Genomic DNA, 18,695 nt, shown 5'->3' on the forward strand with positions numbered 1-18,695 from the left:
CCGGTTATCGGTACACCGGATGGCAACAGCACAGATCCACCACCTGCTTGCGCACCCGATCGCGCACTGTCCTCTGCGTGCTTTCGCCGTGTTCCAACGCATCCAGCACATCACACAGCCAGCCGGCCAGTTGCTCGCATTCGGTAACGCCAAAACCGCGCGTGGTCACTGCCGGTGTGCCAATGCGCAGCCCAGAGGTGACAAACGGCGAACGGGGATCGTTCGGCACGGAATTTTTATTCACGGTGATATACGCATCACCCAGCGCCGCATCGGCGTCTTTTCCCGTGTAAGCGCGATCGGAAAGGTCTATCAGCATCAGATGGTTATCCGTACCGCCCGAGACAATCTGGTAACCACGCTGCTGCACCACTGCCGCCATGGCGCGGGCATTGGTCACCACCTGACGCTGGTAGGTGGTAAATTCAGGGCGCAGCGCCTCCTTGAAAGCGACCGCCTTGGCCGCAATCACGTGCATCAACGGCCCGCCCTGAATACCGGGGAATACGGCAGCATTGAGCTTCTTGTAAAACGCCTCACTCTGCCCTTTGGCGAGGATGATGCCGCCACGCGGACCGCGCAGGGTTTTATGGGTGGTACTGGTTACCACGTGGGCATAGGGCAACGGATTGGGGTATTCCCCTGCCGCGACCAGACCGGCAACATGCGCCATATCCACCCAAAACAGCGCCCCGACTTTATCAGCGATGGCACGCATGCGCGCCCAGTCTTTGTGGCGCGAATAGGCAGAAAAACCGCCGATCAGCATTTTGGGGCGGGTTTCCAGCGCAATTCGCTCCATCTAGTCATAGTCGATAAGCCCGGTCTCGGGATCGAGCCCATAGGGCACAATCTTGTAGTGACGACCGGAGAAATTAGACGGATTGCCGTGCGTCAAGTGCCCTCCCTGCGCCAGATTCATGCCCATTACGGTATCGCCGGGGTTGGTAAGCGCCAGAAACACCGCCGCATTGGCTTGCGCGCCCGCATGAGGCTGCACATTGGCATAATCGCAGTCGAACAGCACCTTGGCGCGCTCGGTGGCTAACCGCTCTGCCACATCAACAAACTCGCAGCCGCTGTAATAGCGCTTGCCAGGGTAACCTTCGGCGTATTTGTTGGTGAACACCGAATTCTGGATAGCCATCACTAACGGACTGGCGTAATTCTCAGAAGCAATCAGCTCGACGTGCTCCTCCTGACGGCGTTGTTCATTCACTATGGCATCCGCCAGTTCAGGATCGACATCGGTCAGGGTAAGGGAAGCGTCATACATGGCAGGGTCCTCTCAAGTAAAATGATGGTATTGGATTCATGGGGGAGAATGGGCATTATTGCGCTGTTTCTCCGGGCCAGTAATGGCTGTCAGGCAATGCTCGCGCGCCGAAGATGGCCTGCCCGACACGCACCACGGTGGCACCTTCTTCGATGGCTATCTCAAAATCCCCCGACATCCCCATCGATAGCGCATCCAACGCAATCGTTGCGGGAGCACGTTGCCGCAAGCGATCGCGCAGCGTGCGCAACAGTACAAAGCACTCGCGTACGCGTTCCGCCTCGCTGGAAAAGCGCGCCAGCGTCATCAATCCACGCACCCGCAATGCCGTGAAAGCAGGCAGTGCATGCATAAAGGCCGGTACATTCTCGGGCGCGAGGCCATATTTGCTCGCTTCACCGGAGGTGTTGACCTGCACAAACACATCCAGCGCACGTCCTTCATGTTGCAAACGGCGATCCAGCGCTTCGGCGAGTTTCAGGCTGTCCAGCGCTTGAAATTCGCTGGCGAAACGCGCCACCAGCCGAGCCTTATTGGTTTGCAAATGGCCGATGACCGACCATTGCAAATCGCTCAAATCCTGCATGGCCTCCCACTTGCCCAACGCCTCCTGCACCTTGTTTTCGCCCAACATGCGGCACCCCGCCGCATACGCCAGCCGCAGGTTGCTTTCTGGTTTGGTTTTGCTGACCGGCAGCAGGCGCACCGAGGCCGGATCGCGCCCCACGCGCTGACAGGCCGCCGCGATACGCGCTTGCACCGCCGCCAGGTTGTGTCGGAAATCCTCAACAGACACCGCCTCAGGATAAAGACCGTGGCGATCGTGATGGGTCTGCGTGCTCTCAAGACCCGATGAAGGTGTAATGGAAGATGACATGGCCTGACGTTAACTCCTGAAAAAGGAAAAAAACGGGTTGTCGCGCGTAGCGGTTGTACCCGTTATTTATAGCGCTAAAATGGCCTGATTCACCCAGCCAATTACCCGAAGAGATACAGACCAATTGTTCAAATACGCTCAGCTTGAATCGGTCAAAGCCTGGATCGGCGATCCGGCGCAGCGCGCCCTGCCGCTGCACGTGCGCATACAGCGGGCGGTACGCCAGTTGATCCTTGATGGCGTATTGGATGTGGGCAAGCCATTACCGGCATCGCGCACGCTAGCCACATCGCTGGGCGTATCCCGCGACACCATCGAAGCGGCTTACGTGCAATTGCATGCAGAAGGATTTATTGAGCGGCGTGTCGGCAGTGGCAGCTTTGTCTCTGAACGGACACGGCGTTTGCCGGGTCGCGGTAAACCTCGGCGTGCAGAGGCAGATAGCGAGGCACCGCGCCTGAGCCAGCGTGGTAGCGCCATGTTTCAGGGCGGCGGCGTGCGCGATTTTCTTATCTCGCGCCCTTTTGCCCCGGGCGTGCCGGAAACGCGCAATTTCCCACTTGCCGTCTGGGAACGTCTGGAACGGCAGGTACTGAAAGAATATGGCACGCGGGCATTACTGCACAGCCCACCGCAGGGCATGGAGCCTCTGCGTCGGGCCATTGCTAATCACGTTAATCTGGAGCGCGGCGCACGCGCAACGCCCGAGCGAGTGCTGATACTGACCAGTTCCCAGCAGGCATTGACGCTGTGCGCCCAGGTCTTGCTTGATGTGGGCGATAAAATCCTCCTCGAAGACCCGGCCTATCACGGCGCGCGCAAAGCGTTCGATGCGGCGGGCCTCATCAGCGTACCGGTGCCGCTGGATGCCGATGGCGTCAGAGTGGACCAACTGTTTACCGCCGCTGCCGCGTCGGAAACCGCGCCCAGAGCGGTGTTTCTCACGCCATCGCACCAGTTTCCATCCGGTGCAACGCTGTCTTTGGACCGACGGCTGGCCGTTATTGAGTGGGCCAGACAGCATCAGAGCTGGATCATCGAGGACGATTACGACAGCGAGTTCCACTATGCGGGCAAGCCCACCGCCTGCGTACAGGGGCTGGACCTGCACGAACGCACGATCTACATCGGTACCTTCACCAAATCACTGTTTCCCGGCCTGCGTATTGGCTATATGGTGCTGCCACCGTCGCTGGTGGCCCCGATGACCGTGGCACGCACCCTGCTGGACGGCCACAGTGCCCCCATCCCCCAACTCACACTGGCGCGCTTTATCGAAGATGGCCACTTTGGTGCCCATGTGCGCACCATGCGCCCGCTGTATGCCGAGCGCCGCGATGCGTTGGCGCGGTTGGTACGACAGCATCTGGCCGATATCGTGGAGCCGTTGGTGCCCAGCGGCGGCATGCAGATGCCCTGCGTGTTTATCCGCGATATTCCCGAACGAGAGGCGGTTGAGTACGCTCGTCAGGCGGGTGTTGACCTGCTCGGGCTCTCAACGCTCTCCGTCTTGCATCAACACCGTACCGGCTTTCTGATGGGGTTCGCCGCCCATACGCCCTATGAACTGGAGATTGCCGTGAAGACGTTGGCAAGCGTCCTCAAAAAAAACTTCATATGCCTGAAAAACAATTGAATTTACCGCATTAACAGACCTGCTATTTTCTCCTTACGGCCAGGGCGTCTATCCACGCGAGCTGTGCTACATCACGTCATACAAGGGGAAATCATGTCCATTACTGCGCAAATTGACTACTACCAGCAAAAATTGACGTTTGAAATGGACGCCGCCGATCTGCACGCGGCGCGCCAGCAAGGCCGGAACCTGGTGGTGGTTGATGGTCGGCAACACAGTTATTATCAGATCGAACATATTCCCGGTGCCGTCAATCTGCCTCATCGAACGCTTTCGTTTGACACCACCACGGCATTGGACAAATCGGCGCTCTACATTTGCTACTGTGACGGTCTTGGCTGCAATGGCTCGACGCAAACCGCGCTCAAGCTGTTAATGCTGGGGTTCGAAGTCAAAGAACTGATTGGCGGACTGGACTGGTGGAAACGGGATGGCTACCCCACAGAAGGCAATCAGGGGCAGGCAGAACGCCCTTTGCTGTGCGGCTGCTAACCCATCGCCCGACAAATAGTGTTAACCCCCCGACAATTTATCGATTGCTGGTTGCTGTAACGGTTTTTTCCTGCGCATGATGCAGAAAGTTTTCATGACTGTTACAGCAACATGATTAATGTAGCCTTGATTGACGACCACGTAGTGGTACGTTCCGGTTTCGCCCAATTGCTTTCACTCGAGCCTGATATGCAGGTGGTCGGGCAGTATGCCTCGGCCGCCAGCGCCTGGTCATCACTGTTGCGCATGAATATCGATGTGGCGGTGATGGATATTGATATGCCCGACGAGAGCGGGCTAAACCTGCTGGCGCGTTTGCGGCAAAAACGCCCGGATTTTCGTGCCATTATCCTCAGCATTTATGACACTTCAGCGTTTGTGCAAAGCGCGCTGGATGCGGGCGCGCGCGGTTATCTCACCAAACGCTGTGGCCCGGAGGAGTTGGTGCAGGCGCTACGCGCGGTGCACGCGGGCGGGACCTACCTGTGCGCCGATGCGATGCGCGCCCTGCGCCATCCGCCGCAACGATCAGATGCCTTGCATGAACTCACCCCGCGTGAGCGCGAGGTGTTCGATCTGCTGGTAGCGGGTGTCAGCGTCAAAGCCATTGCCGAGCGCCTGGCGCTAAGCCATAAAACCGTGCACGTACACCGCGCTAACGTGCTTGGCAAACTGCAATGCGAATCCACCATTGAGCTGGTGCACTTTGCGTTGCAACACCATCTGATTAATAAAGCGTAATACTGCCATGTCTGCACTGCGGCGCTGCGGATTGATGCTGTTTCTGGCGCTGTTTTATGGCTTGAGCTGGCTGGCGCTGTGGACCATCAGCTTCTACCTCAATGATAACGGTCAGCAGGCGGCATTGTTATTGCCCCAGGGGCTACGTCTGGCGTTGTTGATTCTGCTGACACGCCGCTACTGGCCCGTGATCATCGGGGTAGAAACCGCCCTGCTGTTCTGGCTGCACACCCAGCAGTTGCAAACCCAGTGGGTCATTCTGGCATCGGTGTGGGTCAGTCTTCTGCCCGCCTGGCTGACCCACAGCCAATGGCATCGCTACACGTTGTACTGGCAGCGGCTCTTGCTGCTGCTGATCGCAGTTTCTCTCAACAGTCTGTTGCAAATGGCACTGCCCGGTGCCGGTTTGCCTTCGCCGCTAACCCATACGTTGCTGGCAAGCCTGACCGGCGGCGTGCTGCTGATCCCGTTTATCTACCTGATCTATGAGTATCTCAAGCAGCAACACCTGCAAAACCTGCTGGCGCAAAACCTCTCCAACCCGCCGTTACGTACCTCGCTGCTGGTCTGGTGTTCGCTGTTTTTCTCACTCGCGGTGGGCGTGCAAATCTCGTTGTCGCCGGATGTCGAGCGCTTACTGCTGATTGTGGTATTCCTGCCTAACGTGGTGATGGCCTATGCCTTTGGCTGGCAAGGCGGGGTGCTGGCGGCGATATTGGGCAGCCTGCTGATTACCATCACCCGCCAGATGAGCGGCGCGTTTCATGACATTCTCGAACTGGAGCTGTTTCTCTCCACGCAGGCGCTGCTCGGCATTGGTCTGGGTATTGCCATCAGCCGCCAGCAGCAACTCGCCCAGCGCCTGAACCGCTATCGTCAACGTCTGGAACAAGAGCTGAACAGGCGGCGTCAGTTGATGCAGCGTCTGGTGTCTACCGAAGAAGAGATTCGCAAGGATATCGCCCGCGAGTTGCATGATGATATCGGACAAAATATCACGGCAATTCAGATACAAGCGGCGATGATTACCCGCCGACCAGAACCGCTGCTGACCACGCAGGCCGCCGCGCAAATTACCCAACTGGCGCAACGTGTGCACCACACCACGCGCCAACTGTTACGTCAATTGCGCCCACCGGTGCTAAACGAGATGTCACTGGAAAAGGCGCTACACCATCTGGCGGATGAGTTTGCGTTTGCGCAACGCGGCATCGATTTCCGGCTCGATTATCGCCTACCGCAGCCGCCAACGGACGATACCGTGGTATTCACCCTTTATCGATTGGTGCAGGAACTGCTCAATAACATCAGCAAACATGCCAACGCACGCCGGGTGCGCGTTCGCCTGACCCCACTGCCCGGCATGCTGATGTTGGAAGTCAAAGATAACGGCATTGGCATACCGGAACAGGTACAGGAAGGCTTCGGCTTACGCGGCATTGAAGAACGCGTGCATGCGCTGGGTGGCGAATGGATGTTACAACGACGTAAAGGAACACGCATAATTGTTAAGTTGCCCACAAATTTGCCTTAAAGGGGGCTTGAACTAGGAATAATTCTTATCGGGTTACTACCTTATCTCATCCGCGAACAGCACGGCTTTCCTACACTCCCCTCAACCGCTGGAGAACCTCATGAGCGCAGACCCTATCAGTATCACCGCGCACTACCGCTATTGGCGCGGACGTTTGCTGATTTCCATGGTGGTCGGTTACGCGGCGTTTTATCTCACCCGGCGCAGTGTCACCTTCGCCATGCCTGTCATGCAGGTGGAGCTGGGACTGGATAAAGCGGATATCGGTCTGCTCGGTACGTTGTTTTATCTAGCGTATGGCGGTTCAAAATTTGTGTCCGGCATGGTGCATGATCGCATAGGCGCACGCTGGTTTATGGGCGTTGGCCTGCTGATGACCGGTGTGCTGAATATTGCTTTCGCGTTCAGCGCCTCCTTACCCGCACTTCTGCTGATTTGGACGTTAAACGGGTTCTTTCAGGGATGGGGATGGCCACCGTGTGCCAGGCTACTGACCCACTGGTATTCCCGCAATGAGCGCGGATTGTGGTGGGGATGTTGGAACACGTCGATCAATATTGGTGGTGCCGCCGTCCCTCTGCTTTCCGGCGTACTGGCCGCCAGCCAGGGGTGGCAAGCCGCACTGCTGATACCGGGCGCGGTAGCGATTGTGTTGGGCGGCCTACTTTGCCGCCAACTGTGCGGCACGCCGCGGGAAGAGGGGTTGCCCACCGTGGGGCAATGGCGGCGCGATCCGCTGGAGTTGCGCCAGGAGCAACAGAGTGCGCCCATGAGTCTGGGGCAAATGCTGAGCCGCACCATTTTGCGTAACGGCATTATCTGGATCCTCGCGCTCTCTTATGTGCTGGTGCACTTGATCCGCATCGCACTGAATGACTGGGGTAATTTATGGCTGACAGAGAGCCACGGCGTGCAGCTTCTCAGCGCCAATGCCACGGTGATGCTGTTCGAGTTGGGGGGATTGTTCGGCGCGCTGTTTGCCGGATGGGGCTCAGACCTGCTGTTTCGCGGTCAGCGTGCACCGATGATTTTGCTGTTCTCGCTGGGTTTGTTTCTCAGCGTAACCGCCATCTGGCTGGTGCCTATTCATCATTACGCGCTGCTGGCGGTGAATTTTTTCATTATCGGCTTTTTTGTTTTTGGCCCTCAGATGCTTATCGGTCTGGCGGCCACGGAGTACGTCCATAAGGAAGCAGCAGGAACCGTTACCGGATTTCTTGGCCTGTTCGCTTATCTTGGAGCCGCATTGGCAGGGTGGCCGCTGGCGCAGTGGATGCAATTCTACGGCTGGTCCGGTTTCTTTGCCTTACTGACACTGGCGGCAGCCTGTGTCGGGCTGTTGCTGATGCCGTTGATGATGGCAGGCACCAGTCGATCGCACATGCATCCGTCTCGGGGGCCAAACGCTTCAGGCCCGCCCTGACGCTGTTAACCACTGATAATAAGGAAGCATCATGAAACTTTCTCTTCTCTCTGCCCTTATCGTTACCGGGATCGCAGCCACCACGCTGTCCAGTGTGGCACAAGCCAAAGGCCGCCTCGTGGTGTATTGCAGTGCTACCAACGCGTTTTGCGAAGCGGAAACCAAAGCGTTTGGCGAAAAATATGACGTACAAACCTCCTTCATCCGCAACGGTTCTGGCAGCACGCTGGCAAAAGTAGAAGCGGAAAAACGTAACCCGCAAGCCGATGTCTGGTACGGCGGCACGCTCGATCCGCAGTCACAAGCGGGTGAAATGGATCTGCTGCAACCGTATGTCTCCCCTGAATTGGCGAATATCATGCCGCAGTTCCGCGATCCGGCGAAACGCAAAGGCAATTACTCCTCTGCAGTCTACATCGGGATTCTCGGTTTTGGCGTCAACACCGAACGGTTGAAAGAGAAAAACCTGCCAGTACCGCAATGTTGGAAAGATCTCATCGACCCTATCTACAAAGGCGAAATCCAGATTGCCGACCCGCAAAGTTCTGGCACCGCCTACACCGCATTGGCGACTTTTTCGCAGCTGTGGGGTGAAGATCAGGCGTTTGATTACCTGAAAAAACTCAATGCCAACGTGTCGCAGTACACCAAATCGGGTATTGCCCCGGCACGTAACGCCGCCCGTGGCGAAAGCGCCATCGGCATCGGCTTCCTGCACGATTATTCACAGGAAAAAGAGAATGGCGCACCGCTGCAACTGGTATCACCGTGCGAAGGCACCGGCTATGAAGTCGGTGGCGTCAGCATCCTGAAAAATGCGCGTAACCTGGAGAATGCCAAACTGTTCGTCGATTGGGCGCTGTCAAAAGAAGCCCAAGAACTCTCCTGGCAGAAGGGCCAGTCCTACCAGATCCTGACCAACACCAAGGCCGAAGCATCACCGCTGTCGCTCAAGCTCGAAGAGCTGAAATTGATCAATTACGACATGGATAAATACGGCGCAGAAGATGTGCGTAAAGCACTTATCACCAAATGGGTGAATGAAGTCAAGATGGGCAAATAAGCTCACCGCCCCGGCATACGCCGGGGCACAGATTGCTGACCGACTGACGCCAACACCGTTATTCCTGCGCAGGCGAGCATCTCCTTCAGAGGCAACACGAGCTTTCTGTGGGAGATTCTCCGTCTACGCGGAGAATGACGCGTCGGCGGAGTGACGTTGTCTTCAGTCTCGGTCATTCGTCACCATTGTGACTTTTCGTCTACTCAGAGGGAAACCCATGTCTCACTCACTCGCCTCGGCTCAACGCCCGCAGGCACTGGACGCCATCTTTCTCTGGCTCGCCGTTATCCCGCTCTCGTTTGCGCTGCTGCCCGCCTGGAGTTTGGACTACGGCCTGTTCGGTGCCACCCGGGAAGAGGTGCTGCACGCTTATGGCTGGTCTGGCATCAACATCAGCCTGCTGTGGCTGCTGTTACCCTGCGCGCTGTTACTGCGTCCTCGCACCCCCGCCTCGCGTAAACAGCGAGGTCGTCACCTGTTTGATGCCGGCTATGCCCTGTTTTGCATGCTGTTTATGCTGCTCAGTGCTACCGTGGTTCAGCAGGGCATGGGATATGCCACCATCGGTATCTTTATCGCGTTAGGCGCCATCATGACGCTGGCGATGGCGCGCCTTGAATGGCTGGGCGGCGATCGCTTTGTCATCGGCTCACTGATAACCATCATTGTGCTGATCGGTATCTTTATTCTCTACCCCAGCATTGCCATTTTCATTCCCATGTTCACCAACAGCGCGGGCGAATTCGTGCCGTTAGGTTTTATGACGGTGTTAGGGCAATCGCATATTCTCCGGGTGATCTGGAACTCCTTCCTGCTCGCTATGGCCGTGGGCTTTGGTTGTACTTTTTTTGGGCTGGTGCTGGCGATTTACACCTCACGCATTGCCAAGCGTACCGCCATTGTTGGGCGCGTGTTTTCCATTCTGCCGATTGTCACGCCGCCCTTTATCGTCGGGCTGGGCGTAACGCTGATGATGGGCCGTTCCGGCTATGTGACCGAACTGATGGTGTCCTGGTTCGGGCTGACCAACACCAACTGGCTGTACGGCTTCACGGGCATCTGGATTGCACAGGTGCTGGCCTTTACCCCGATGGCGTTTATGATCCTCGACGGTGCAATAAAGAGCATTCATCCGTCGCTGGAAGAGGCGTCCTATACGCTGCGCGCCAACCGCTATCAAACCTTTAACCGCATCTTCCTGCCACTGCTGAAACCGGCGCTGGCGAACGCTTTCCTGATCGTCATTGTGCAGTCTCTGGCCGATTTCAGTAACCCGCTGGTGCTGGGGGGCAACTTCGACGTGTTGGCGACGCAGATTTACTTCTATATCACCGGTGCACAGTTGGATTATCAGGCTGCCAGTACGCTGGGCGTGATTCTGCTGGTGTTCTCGCTGGTGGTATTTTGTATCCAATATCTGTGGATAGGGAAACGCTCTTACGTCACCATTTCCGGCAAATTCAGCCGAGGCGATGTGCAACCGCTGCCGCGCCTGATGGTGTGGGGTGTCACCGCTATCCTCATAGTCTGGGTGGCATTTAACGGTCTGCTGTACGGCAGCATTTTCTACGGCAGTTTCACCGTGAACTGGGGCGTGGATTACACGCTGACGCTACAAAACTTTATTACCCTGTTCGGGCAAGGTTTTAGCGACGGCGCATGGCCTTCACTGCTCGATACACTGCTCTACGCCGGGATTGCCGCGCCTATCACCGCGCTGTTTGGTCTGTTGATCGCCTATATCGTGGTGCGCCAACAGTTCCGCGGCAAAAAAACCATCGAGTTCACCACCATGCTCTGCTTTGCCGTACCGGGCACAGTGGCAGGTATCTCTTATATTTTGGCCTTCAACAGCGCGCCCATTTATCTGACAGGCACCGCCGCCATCGTCATCATTTCGATGGTGATGCGCAACGTGCCAGTGGGGATTCGCGCAGGTATAGCAGGCTTGGGCCAACTGGATAAATCGCTGGACGAAGCCTCCCTCAGCCTGCGTGCCGGTGCAATGCGCACTATCGTCTACATTTTACTGCCGCTACTGCGCCCGGCCATCCTTTCCGCGTTGATCTACAGCTTTGTGCGCGCCATTACCACCGTCAGCGCTATCGTGTTCCTGGTGACACCGGACACACGCGTCGCTACCGCCTATATCCTGAACCGCGTTGAAGACGGCGAATATGGGGTGGCTATCGCCTACGGCTCTATCCTGATCGTAGTGATGCTGGCGATCATTTTCCTGTTTGACTATTTGGTTGGCGAATCTCGTACCGCCCGCTCCAAAGCCAAAAACGCACAATAATCAGAAGGTGACTATCGTGAATACTGTATTAACCCAACACGCCACCGCTGAAGCGGAGCAGGCACCGCGTAAAAATTTCGTTGAGCTCAAAGGCGTGACAAAACGCTTTGGCACCAACACCGTGCTGGAAAATCTCGATCTGGCAATTCCTCAGGGTCACATGGTGACACTGCTCGGCCCATCCGGCTGTGGCAAGACCACCGTGCTACGACTGGTGGCCGGGCTGGAAAAACCCAGTGAAGGCCGCATCTATATCGACGGCGAAGACGTGACCGATCGTTCCATCCAGCAACGTGATATCTGTATGGTGTTTCAGTCCTACGCATTGTTCCCCCATATGTCACTGGGGGAGAATATTGGCTACGGTCTGAAGATGCTCGGTCGGCCCAAAAGTGAGATCCGCGATCGGGTCAATGAAGCACTGGCGCTGGTGGATTTGGAAGGGTTTGCCGATCGTTATGTCGATCAGATCTCTGGCGGCCAGCAGCAGCGCGTCGCGTTGGCGCGCGCGTTGATTCTAAAGCCCAAAGTATTGCTGTTCGATGAACCACTGAGCAACCTGGATGCCAACCTGCGGCGCAGCATGCGGGAAAAAATCCGCGAATTGCAGCAGCAGTTCAACATCACCTCACTCTACGTCACCCACGACCAAAGCGAAGCCTTCGCCGTGTCTGACAGCGTACTGGTGATGAATAAAGGTCACATCATGCAGATGGGCTCGCCGCAAGCGTTGTATCGTCAGCCTGCGTCACGCTTCATGGCAAGTTTTATGGGTGAGGCCAATATTTTCCCGGCACAGCGACAGGCCGATAGCGTAGAGATTTTCGGCTACCGTATTCCTAAACCGAACCACTTCGGCGCAGAAAACGGGGCATGCACCGTGGGCATCCGTCCCGAAGCCATTACGCTGAATACGCAGGGTGATGAAAGCCAGCGTTGTTCTGTACACCATGTGGCTTACATGGGTTCACAGTATGAAGTAAGCGTCATCTGGCACGGACAATCCCTGCTGTTACAAGTGAATGCCACTCAGTTACAACCGAACGTGGGCGACGATCTCTACTTGCATATTCACCCTTACGGCATGTTTATTCTCAACGAAGGCTAACGCTTGCCGACCCCTTCAGGGAGCCCTCTCGTGGCTCCCTTTTTTTCATCCTTTGCTTTCAAAACAATTTCCGATCGATTTACAGCGGATTGATATACTTAAATAGCGCGCAGACACATTTATGTCGCGACGCGTTTCAGGGTGCGCTGGCTGCCTGGTTCTTCACATTGCTATACCCTAAATCATTCGAGTTGCAGGACAGAACGTTTACGTTTTGAATAGCGTTTGCGCTGGCCCTTTAGGGCGAGGTTCGTTCATGAGTCTCGTCACACGGCAAGGGAGCGAATTCCGATGAGCTTACATAAGTCAGTGATTCGGGTGAGCGAGTGCAGCCAACGCACATGCAACTTGACGCATGAAGGGTATATACACCACGACAGGCAGAGTCATATCTACGTGGTACCAAGGAGTAGTGACGTGAGTCCACAGCATAAACGCGCGCAACAACGGGGCCGCTGGCTGATTCTCTGCGCCGGGGTATTTCCATTGCTATTGGTATTACTTTTTACCTTTGTCGAATCACGACAAATCGTGCAGCGCGATCTGCAATCCACGGCGAACCTGGCGCTCGATCAGGCGGAAAGCATTACCACCCGCGCCTGGTCACTGCTAGAAACCCTGCAACCGCTGCAAGGAAAACTCTGTGAGGATATCAGAGACGATCTCCAACGGCTCAGCGCGCAGTTCGCTTATTTTCGCGCTATAGGTCTGACCTATGACAAGAGCATTTACTGCTCCTCGCTGTTTTCCCATAACGCGCTGGACATCAGCGACGTGATCATGATGCCGCTTCCGGCAAAACTGCCTCCCGCCTGGAGCCTCTCCGTCGATCAGATCAAAGACGCCGACATTAGCCCAACGCTCATTTTTATTCGCACGCCGGACGATGGCTGGGGCGCTTTTGGCTTGGTGGATGCGCAATATTTGGTGACGTTAATGAATGCTGTCAACAAGCTGCGCGGCTTTCAACTGAATATCAGGGTGGGGGATGGTGATTTAATTCATCCCAGTGCCACCACCGTGCCGCATCAACCTGAATGGCTTTCTGGTGTGGAATATCACATCACATCGGAACGTTTCCCCATTGTGGTCTCCATTACCGCCCCCGCGACAGAAATGGGCAAAGCCTGGCAGTTTGCCTTTCTTACGCTGTTGCCGCTCACACTGGTACTTTCTGCGCTGTTTATTCTGGCCGCGCTGTATTGGCAAAAACGCAAGCTCTCCTTTCAGGACGAATTACGCCGCGGCATCACCAACAATGAGTTTTCTGTCTACTATCAGCCGGTTTACGGCACCGCGGCGCAACGCTGCACTGGCGCAGAAGCGTTATTGCGCTGGCGGCGCGCCGACGGGCAGTGGATTCGCCCGGATGTGTTTATTGCTGCCGCTGAAGCGGAAAATATGATTATCCCGCTGACACGACATTTGTTGAAACTGGTGGAGGAAGACGTTGCCAGTTGGCACATTGAGCCAAATTTTCATCTGGGCTTGAACGTGTCGGCTGAACATCTGCAAGACAGCGAATTTATCGCCGATATCCGCCAGTTTGCGGCGAATGTGGCGGCCCATCGCTTTTTGATAACGTTAGAACTGACCGAGCGCAGCCTCATTAGCGAAGGGCCAGAAGTGGCGCAGCGCTTGCAACAGCTACGTCAGGAGGGCATACATGTCGCGATTGATGATTTTGGCACCGGCCATTGTTCTCTGTCTTATCTGCAAAGCTTCCCGCTCGACTATTTGAAAATCGATCAGGGGTTTGTTCGCACCATTTCATCACAGGAAGAAGAGACGCCGATTTTAGATACCATTATCAGTCTCGCTCACCGCCTTAATTTGAAGATCGTAGCAGAAGGGGTGGAAACCGCGCGTCAGCTTCACTACCTGACACAACACGACGTGGGCTACATTCAGGGATTTTTGTATGCCAAACCTATGGATAATGAAAATTTTACCGTGTGGCAGCATTACCACGCCAAACGTCAGTTAACGCCCGTCGACGAGCATGCCATGGCAGATTCTCTGGAGGGAAAGGAAACGCCGAAGTCTTCTTCGGCGTAATCATGCTATTCAGTATCAGAAGCGATAGCCAAGGCCGATATTGAATCCGTTGATTTTTATATTTTTGACTGTCGAGCCTTCATAACCCAGATCGATACTCCAGTTTGCTGCTGGAGCGATCTGAATACCGGCTCCATAAGCAAAACCTGATTTTTTATCTTTATAAGGGAGATTATTGCCGCCAGCGTCAGCTCCAGAAATTTTTCCTTTACCCTGCGCGACGCCCGCTAATCCATAAAGGCTCACGAATTCATTGACGCGATAAGAGGGGCCCACTAACAGCGAATAATATTTCAGCTGAACCTTTGCCTTATTCGCACCAGCATTATATTTTTCCTCTCCCCCCATATAGGTCAGCGAGCTGATAAAGCCCAATGAACCGTCGGGTTGATAGTGATATTTCGCTGTGACGCCGTGGAGATTATTAAAATCAGTCACCTTTCCATGAGAATAGCCCAGACTGATGGTATGCGTATCCGCTTGAGCGATAGCCCCCCCACTCATTGCAGCTAATACCATAGATAATGCCAATAGCTTTTTATTTATATTCACTTTCACACGCTCCTTTTATGATATATAACATTCCAAAGACAGAGCGTAAAATGTCAGTTGACGCCTTGCATGTAAATCAGTGAAATACCTTGCCTCAGAGTTAACTCATTTATTATCAACACGTTATAAGATGTATTTTTATTATCTTTTTAGGTACATTGTTGTTTTTCAAATAAATGAATAACACAATAAGATATTGTAGAAAGTAAACAGAATCTATCTAAACAAAAGCGCAGACGAAAAAAAACGGCAGATGATGTCATCTACCGTTTTCTTATGGTTTCGTCTGAAAGGTTCAGACAAAACGGGATAATTTGGTCGGCAAGAGAGGATTTGAACCTCCGACCCACACGTCCCGAACGTGTTGCGCTACCAGGCTGCGCTACTCGCCGAATGCGGGGCGCATCTTACTGCGCCCTCAAAAAAGCGTCAATCCCTTTTTGATAAAAGAGCACGCTCGGCGCGTGGTTGGCGCGAAAATGCACAATCGCCTATCCATCAACGCGACGGTAATGCACACCAGTTATTGCTGGCGTTAATGCCGCCGTCGGTCGAACGATAACCCAGGCAGCCCAATATGGAATCAAACAACGCTTCATGACGATGGGGTGCCCCCACACGCTGCTGTGCTTTCAGTTGTTCAAACAGCTGTGTATTTTGCGGTTGTGCCAGGAACTTGTCTGACGCCCACACCAGCATTGGCGAGCGGAACTGTTCCGGCGGTGCAACATCGCGCGGTGTGCCGTGCAAATGGTAGTTTTCATCAATCGACTCACCGTGATCTGAGGCATAAAACACCAGCGCTTTCTTGTCACGCACCTGATCCAACACCTTTTTAATAAAGGTGTCGGTATACAACACGCTGTTATCAAACGCGTTAATCAGTTGCTCACGTGAGCAGGAGGCGTCAACCCCCATACATTCAGGCTGATAACGCGCAAAACTGCGCGGATAGCGCATCGAATAGAGGTAATGGGAGCCTTTGGTGTGCAGCACAATCAAATGTTTACCCTTAGGATAACGCGCTAATGACCCCTTCACCTCATCGACCAATAGCATGTCGTCAACCGATTTGCCTTCATTACGTTCTTCGGAAGCGATCATTTCGCGGAATGAGTAGTTATTGGCATTAATGCTGTTATAAAACCAGACCTCACTTTGCATCGCGAACAGTTCTGAGGTGAAACCCAGTGAACGCAGCACATTGAAAATATTTTGTTCTTTCAAGGTACGTTGCGGGTTGTTTTCAGCCCCGCCTTCACGCACGAACATGCAGCGCATGGAAAGTTTGGTTGAGGTATCACAAGACTGACCCCGGAACGCCACCAGATTGCGCTCTTTTGACAGTTGCGGTGTGGTATCACGCTGATAACCGAGCAGTCCCATATGATCCCAGCGGGCCGTCTCCCCCAGGATAAAAACCACATAGGTATCCTCAATGCCAGCAGGGGCTACATAGGTAAAATTTTTGGCGGGATCGAACAACTCCGCCGCATCCTGACTTTCATCATATTGCGTGTAAGCGAATAACCCCAACGCCGAGATCCAGTTGGATGGCAAATATGAGTGAGCAATAACACCGCCGTAGCTGGGCAAATCGATGTTGGTTCTTTTTTCCATGCGCTTTTGCTCGGTCCCCATATACTCCATGGTGCCCCATACCAGCGCGACAACAGCCAGCAGGATCGCTACAGGTTTAATGCGTTTCCCAGGCGTTTTTAATTGTTCGATAAGGGTATTGCGCAAATCGGCTTTCCAGATGATCGCCAAAGGCATTGCGCTGACGCACAGCGTCCAGACGATAAATTGCCAGCCGATCACCTCCTTTGACAAATCAATATCCGTTGTCATCACGGACGCAATTATCCCGTAGCCAATAACCACATTAAAAAACGTCATGTAGTAACTGGCGGCCACAGAAACCAACACTAACAATGAGGCGATAAGTCGGTAGAAATAACGACCACCCAGTGAGATCAATCGCATCAGAAAAAAGGTGAACATCACACTGAGCGATAATTCAATCAACGCAGGCAGGTATTTGGCAAGAGCAGTTCCAGAAGGGGAAGCGACATCATCAAAGCGGCGGTAATAGACGGAGACGTTAAGAAACAATCCAATATACACGGCAAGAAACAATGACAAAGCAGACTGCGAAAAAGAGGTAATCACCGACATCTTACTGTGGCTCCAGCATAAACCAAGGCTTCTTTAAAAAAATTAGGACACAGAAATAATTGATGAGTTCATGAATAATATACTTTTTTAACGCTTACTTTGATTTTCACAAACGGCAAGTTGTTAAACGTAAACAGCGCTAATGTTTTTATTAGAGGCATAGATTAGCGTATAACACGCTGCACCCGTGATAAGACGAGACTGGGGGTAGCCATTTACCGCCGCAATGAAATTTTATGAATACAGCGGATAGTTTTCGTTCCTTGCTTAATCCAGCGCGTTATTATTTTCACCACTTGCAAAGAGTGCTGGTGAGGTATTGGTTTTTTTGTCCTATCCGGCGCGGATTCAAGTCTCTTTTCCAGCCGATGCCACCAGGAATAACGATCCCAGCACACAGAAAAACGCTTTTCCTGAGCCACATACGTTACGGCCCGCACGTTGGAGTCGGAAATTGATGTTCGCACCAGCATCGTCAATGATTGCAACAGCACCAGGAAAAACAGCACGGTGCCGTATTGGAGAACGGATTGTCTCATAAGCGCATCCTTTACGTTTCTGCCATTATGCTGGCACACACCAAAACGCCTCAGAAACCAAAAAAACGCGCGAAAAATGCATAACACATAAAAATTTAAGCAAACTATCGAAAGGGATCACGAATCAGGTCATCACACGATGTGCCATCAGGTAACGCGACGGTAAAGATGAGTGCGTGTATAATGCAAAATTCGCACAACTGCGACAGTCAACCGATTCCATCACATTCACGATATATTACGTTCATCACTATGGCTCAAGGTACGTTATACATTGTTTCCGCCCCCAGCGGCGCGGGAAAATCCAGTTTAATAAATGCGTTACTGAAAACGCAGCCGTTGTATGACACCCAGGTGTCGATTTCCCACACCACCCGCGCCAAACGCCCGGGCGAAAACCACGCAGAACACTATTTCTTCGTTTCTGTGGATGAATTTAAGCGTATGATTCAGGAAGATGCTTTCCTTGAGTACGCCGAGGTGTTTGGCAACTACTACGGTACGTCCAAAGCCGCCATTGAGCAGGTGCTGGCAACCGGCGTAGATATTTTTCTGGATATCGATTGGCAGGGCGCAGAGCAAATCCGCCGCCGGATGCCGCAGGCGCGCAGTATCTTTATTCTGCCGCCGTCCAAAGAAGAGTTGGGGCGCCGTTTGCGCGGACGCGGTCAAGACAGCGATGAGGTGATTGCGCGACGTATGGCGCAAGCGGTGGCAGAAATGACACACTACGCGGAATACGATTATCTGATCGTCAACGATGATTTCGATCTGGCGCTGTCCGATCTGAAAACCATCATCCGCGCTGAACGCCTATTGCTGAGCCGTCAGGCATTGCGGCATGATGCATTAATCACCAAACTATTGGCAGACTGACATCACTTTCAGTATGATGCGCAGTCATTTTATTTCCTGTGGA

At 53.9% G+C, this 18,695-nt stretch carries 14 protein-coding genes, 1 tRNA gene and 1 pseudogene; 10 read left to right on the plus strand and 6 right to left on the minus strand.

Annotated elements, in window-relative coordinates:
• Positions 1–4: 4 nt before the first annotated feature.
• Both glyA and K6K13_RS20855 read right to left on the minus strand, forming a co-directional pair.
• Positions 5–1,276: pseudogene (glyA, locus tag K6K13_RS20850) on the minus strand (serine hydroxymethyltransferase).
• A gap of 55 nt (positions 1,277–1,331) precedes the next feature.
• Complete coding sequence (locus tag K6K13_RS20855; protein ID WP_222158669.1) at positions 1,332–2,153, minus strand: YggS family pyridoxal phosphate-dependent enzyme; 822 nt, start codon at positions 2,151–2,153, stop codon at positions 1,332–1,334.
• Between the two features lie 124 nt (positions 2,154–2,277).
• Here K6K13_RS20855 and pdxR point away from each other — a divergent pair, with 124 nt between their 5' ends.
• The 9 genes from pdxR (at position 2,278) to K6K13_RS20900 (ending at position 14,507) form a co-directional block, all read left to right on the plus strand.
• Positions 2,278–3,789, plus strand: a complete 1,512-nt coding sequence (pdxR, locus tag K6K13_RS20860) for a MocR-like pyridoxine biosynthesis transcription factor PdxR (protein ID WP_222158670.1) — start codon at positions 2,278–2,280, stop codon at positions 3,787–3,789.
• A 93-nt stretch (positions 3,790–3,882) separates the two neighbouring features.
• A complete protein-coding gene (locus K6K13_RS20865; protein ID WP_222158671.1) occupies positions 3,883–4,281 on the plus strand; it encodes a rhodanese-like domain-containing protein in 399 nt (132 codons plus the stop codon).
• 111 nt (positions 4,282–4,392) lie between these two features.
• On the plus strand, positions 4,393–5,022 hold the full coding sequence (locus K6K13_RS20870; RefSeq protein ID WP_222158672.1) for a response regulator transcription factor: 630 nt from the start codon (positions 4,393–4,395) through the stop codon (positions 5,020–5,022).
• A 7-nt stretch (positions 5,023–5,029) separates the two neighbouring features.
• Positions 5,030–6,556, plus strand: coding sequence for an MASE1 domain-containing sensor histidine kinase (locus K6K13_RS20875; protein WP_222158673.1), 1,527 nt, complete (start codon positions 5,030–5,032; stop codon positions 6,554–6,556).
• A 100-nt stretch (positions 6,557–6,656) separates the two neighbouring features.
• The gene (gene uhpC / locus K6K13_RS20880) at positions 6,657–7,979 is read left to right on the plus strand and encodes an MFS transporter family glucose-6-phosphate receptor UhpC (protein ID WP_222158674.1); all 1,323 of its coding nucleotides are present in this window, start codon (positions 6,657–6,659) and stop codon (positions 7,977–7,979) included.
• Positions 7,980–8,010: 31 nt separating this feature from the next.
• On the plus strand, positions 8,011–9,042 hold the full coding sequence (locus K6K13_RS20885; protein WP_222158675.1) for an ABC transporter substrate-binding protein: 1,032 nt from the start codon (positions 8,011–8,013) through the stop codon (positions 9,040–9,042).
• A gap of 217 nt (positions 9,043–9,259) precedes the next feature.
• Positions 9,260–11,341, plus strand: coding sequence for an ABC transporter permease (locus K6K13_RS20890; RefSeq protein ID WP_222158676.1), 2,082 nt, complete (start codon positions 9,260–9,262; stop codon positions 11,339–11,341).
• A gap of 16 nt (positions 11,342–11,357) precedes the next feature.
• Entirely contained in the window at positions 11,358–12,449 is a 1,092-nt protein-coding gene (fbpC, locus tag K6K13_RS20895) for a ferric ABC transporter ATP-binding protein (RefSeq protein ID WP_222158677.1), read from the plus strand.
• Positions 12,450–12,866: 417 nt separating this feature from the next.
• Complete coding sequence (locus tag K6K13_RS20900) at positions 12,867–14,507, plus strand: EAL domain-containing protein (protein ID WP_252120371.1); 1,641 nt, start codon at positions 12,867–12,869, stop codon at positions 14,505–14,507.
• Positions 14,508–14,522: 15 nt separating this feature from the next.
• Here K6K13_RS20900 and K6K13_RS20905 read toward each other — a convergent pair whose 3' ends face one another.
• The 4 genes from K6K13_RS20905 to K6K13_RS20920 form a co-directional block, all read right to left on the minus strand.
• On the minus strand, positions 14,523–15,059 hold the full coding sequence (locus K6K13_RS20905; RefSeq protein WP_252120372.1) for an Ail/Lom family outer membrane beta-barrel protein: 537 nt from the start codon (positions 15,057–15,059) through the stop codon (positions 14,523–14,525).
• Positions 15,060–15,374: 315 nt separating this feature from the next.
• Positions 15,375–15,451, minus strand: a tRNA-Pro gene (locus K6K13_RS20910).
• Positions 15,452–15,557: 106 nt separating this feature from the next.
• Positions 15,558–17,237, minus strand: coding sequence for a kdo(2)-lipid A phosphoethanolamine 7''-transferase (gene eptB / locus K6K13_RS20915; RefSeq protein ID WP_222158679.1), 1,680 nt, complete (start codon positions 17,235–17,237; stop codon positions 15,558–15,560).
• A 215-nt stretch (positions 17,238–17,452) separates the two neighbouring features.
• Positions 17,453–17,776, minus strand: a complete 324-nt coding sequence (locus tag K6K13_RS20920) for a hypothetical protein (RefSeq protein WP_222158680.1) — start codon at positions 17,774–17,776, stop codon at positions 17,453–17,455.
• A 252-nt stretch (positions 17,777–18,028) separates the two neighbouring features.
• Between K6K13_RS20920 and gmk the strand changes: the two genes are divergently transcribed.
• Positions 18,029–18,652: a guanylate kinase gene (gmk, locus tag K6K13_RS20925; protein ID WP_222158681.1), complete on the plus strand. Its 624-nt coding sequence runs from the start codon at positions 18,029–18,031 to the stop codon at positions 18,650–18,652.
• The last annotated feature ends 43 nt before the right edge of the window (positions 18,653–18,695 follow it).

It is taken from the genome of Symbiopectobacterium purcellii (assembly GCF_019797845.1).
Taxonomy (GTDB): Bacteria; Pseudomonadota; Gammaproteobacteria; order Enterobacterales; family Enterobacteriaceae; genus Symbiopectobacterium; species Symbiopectobacterium purcellii.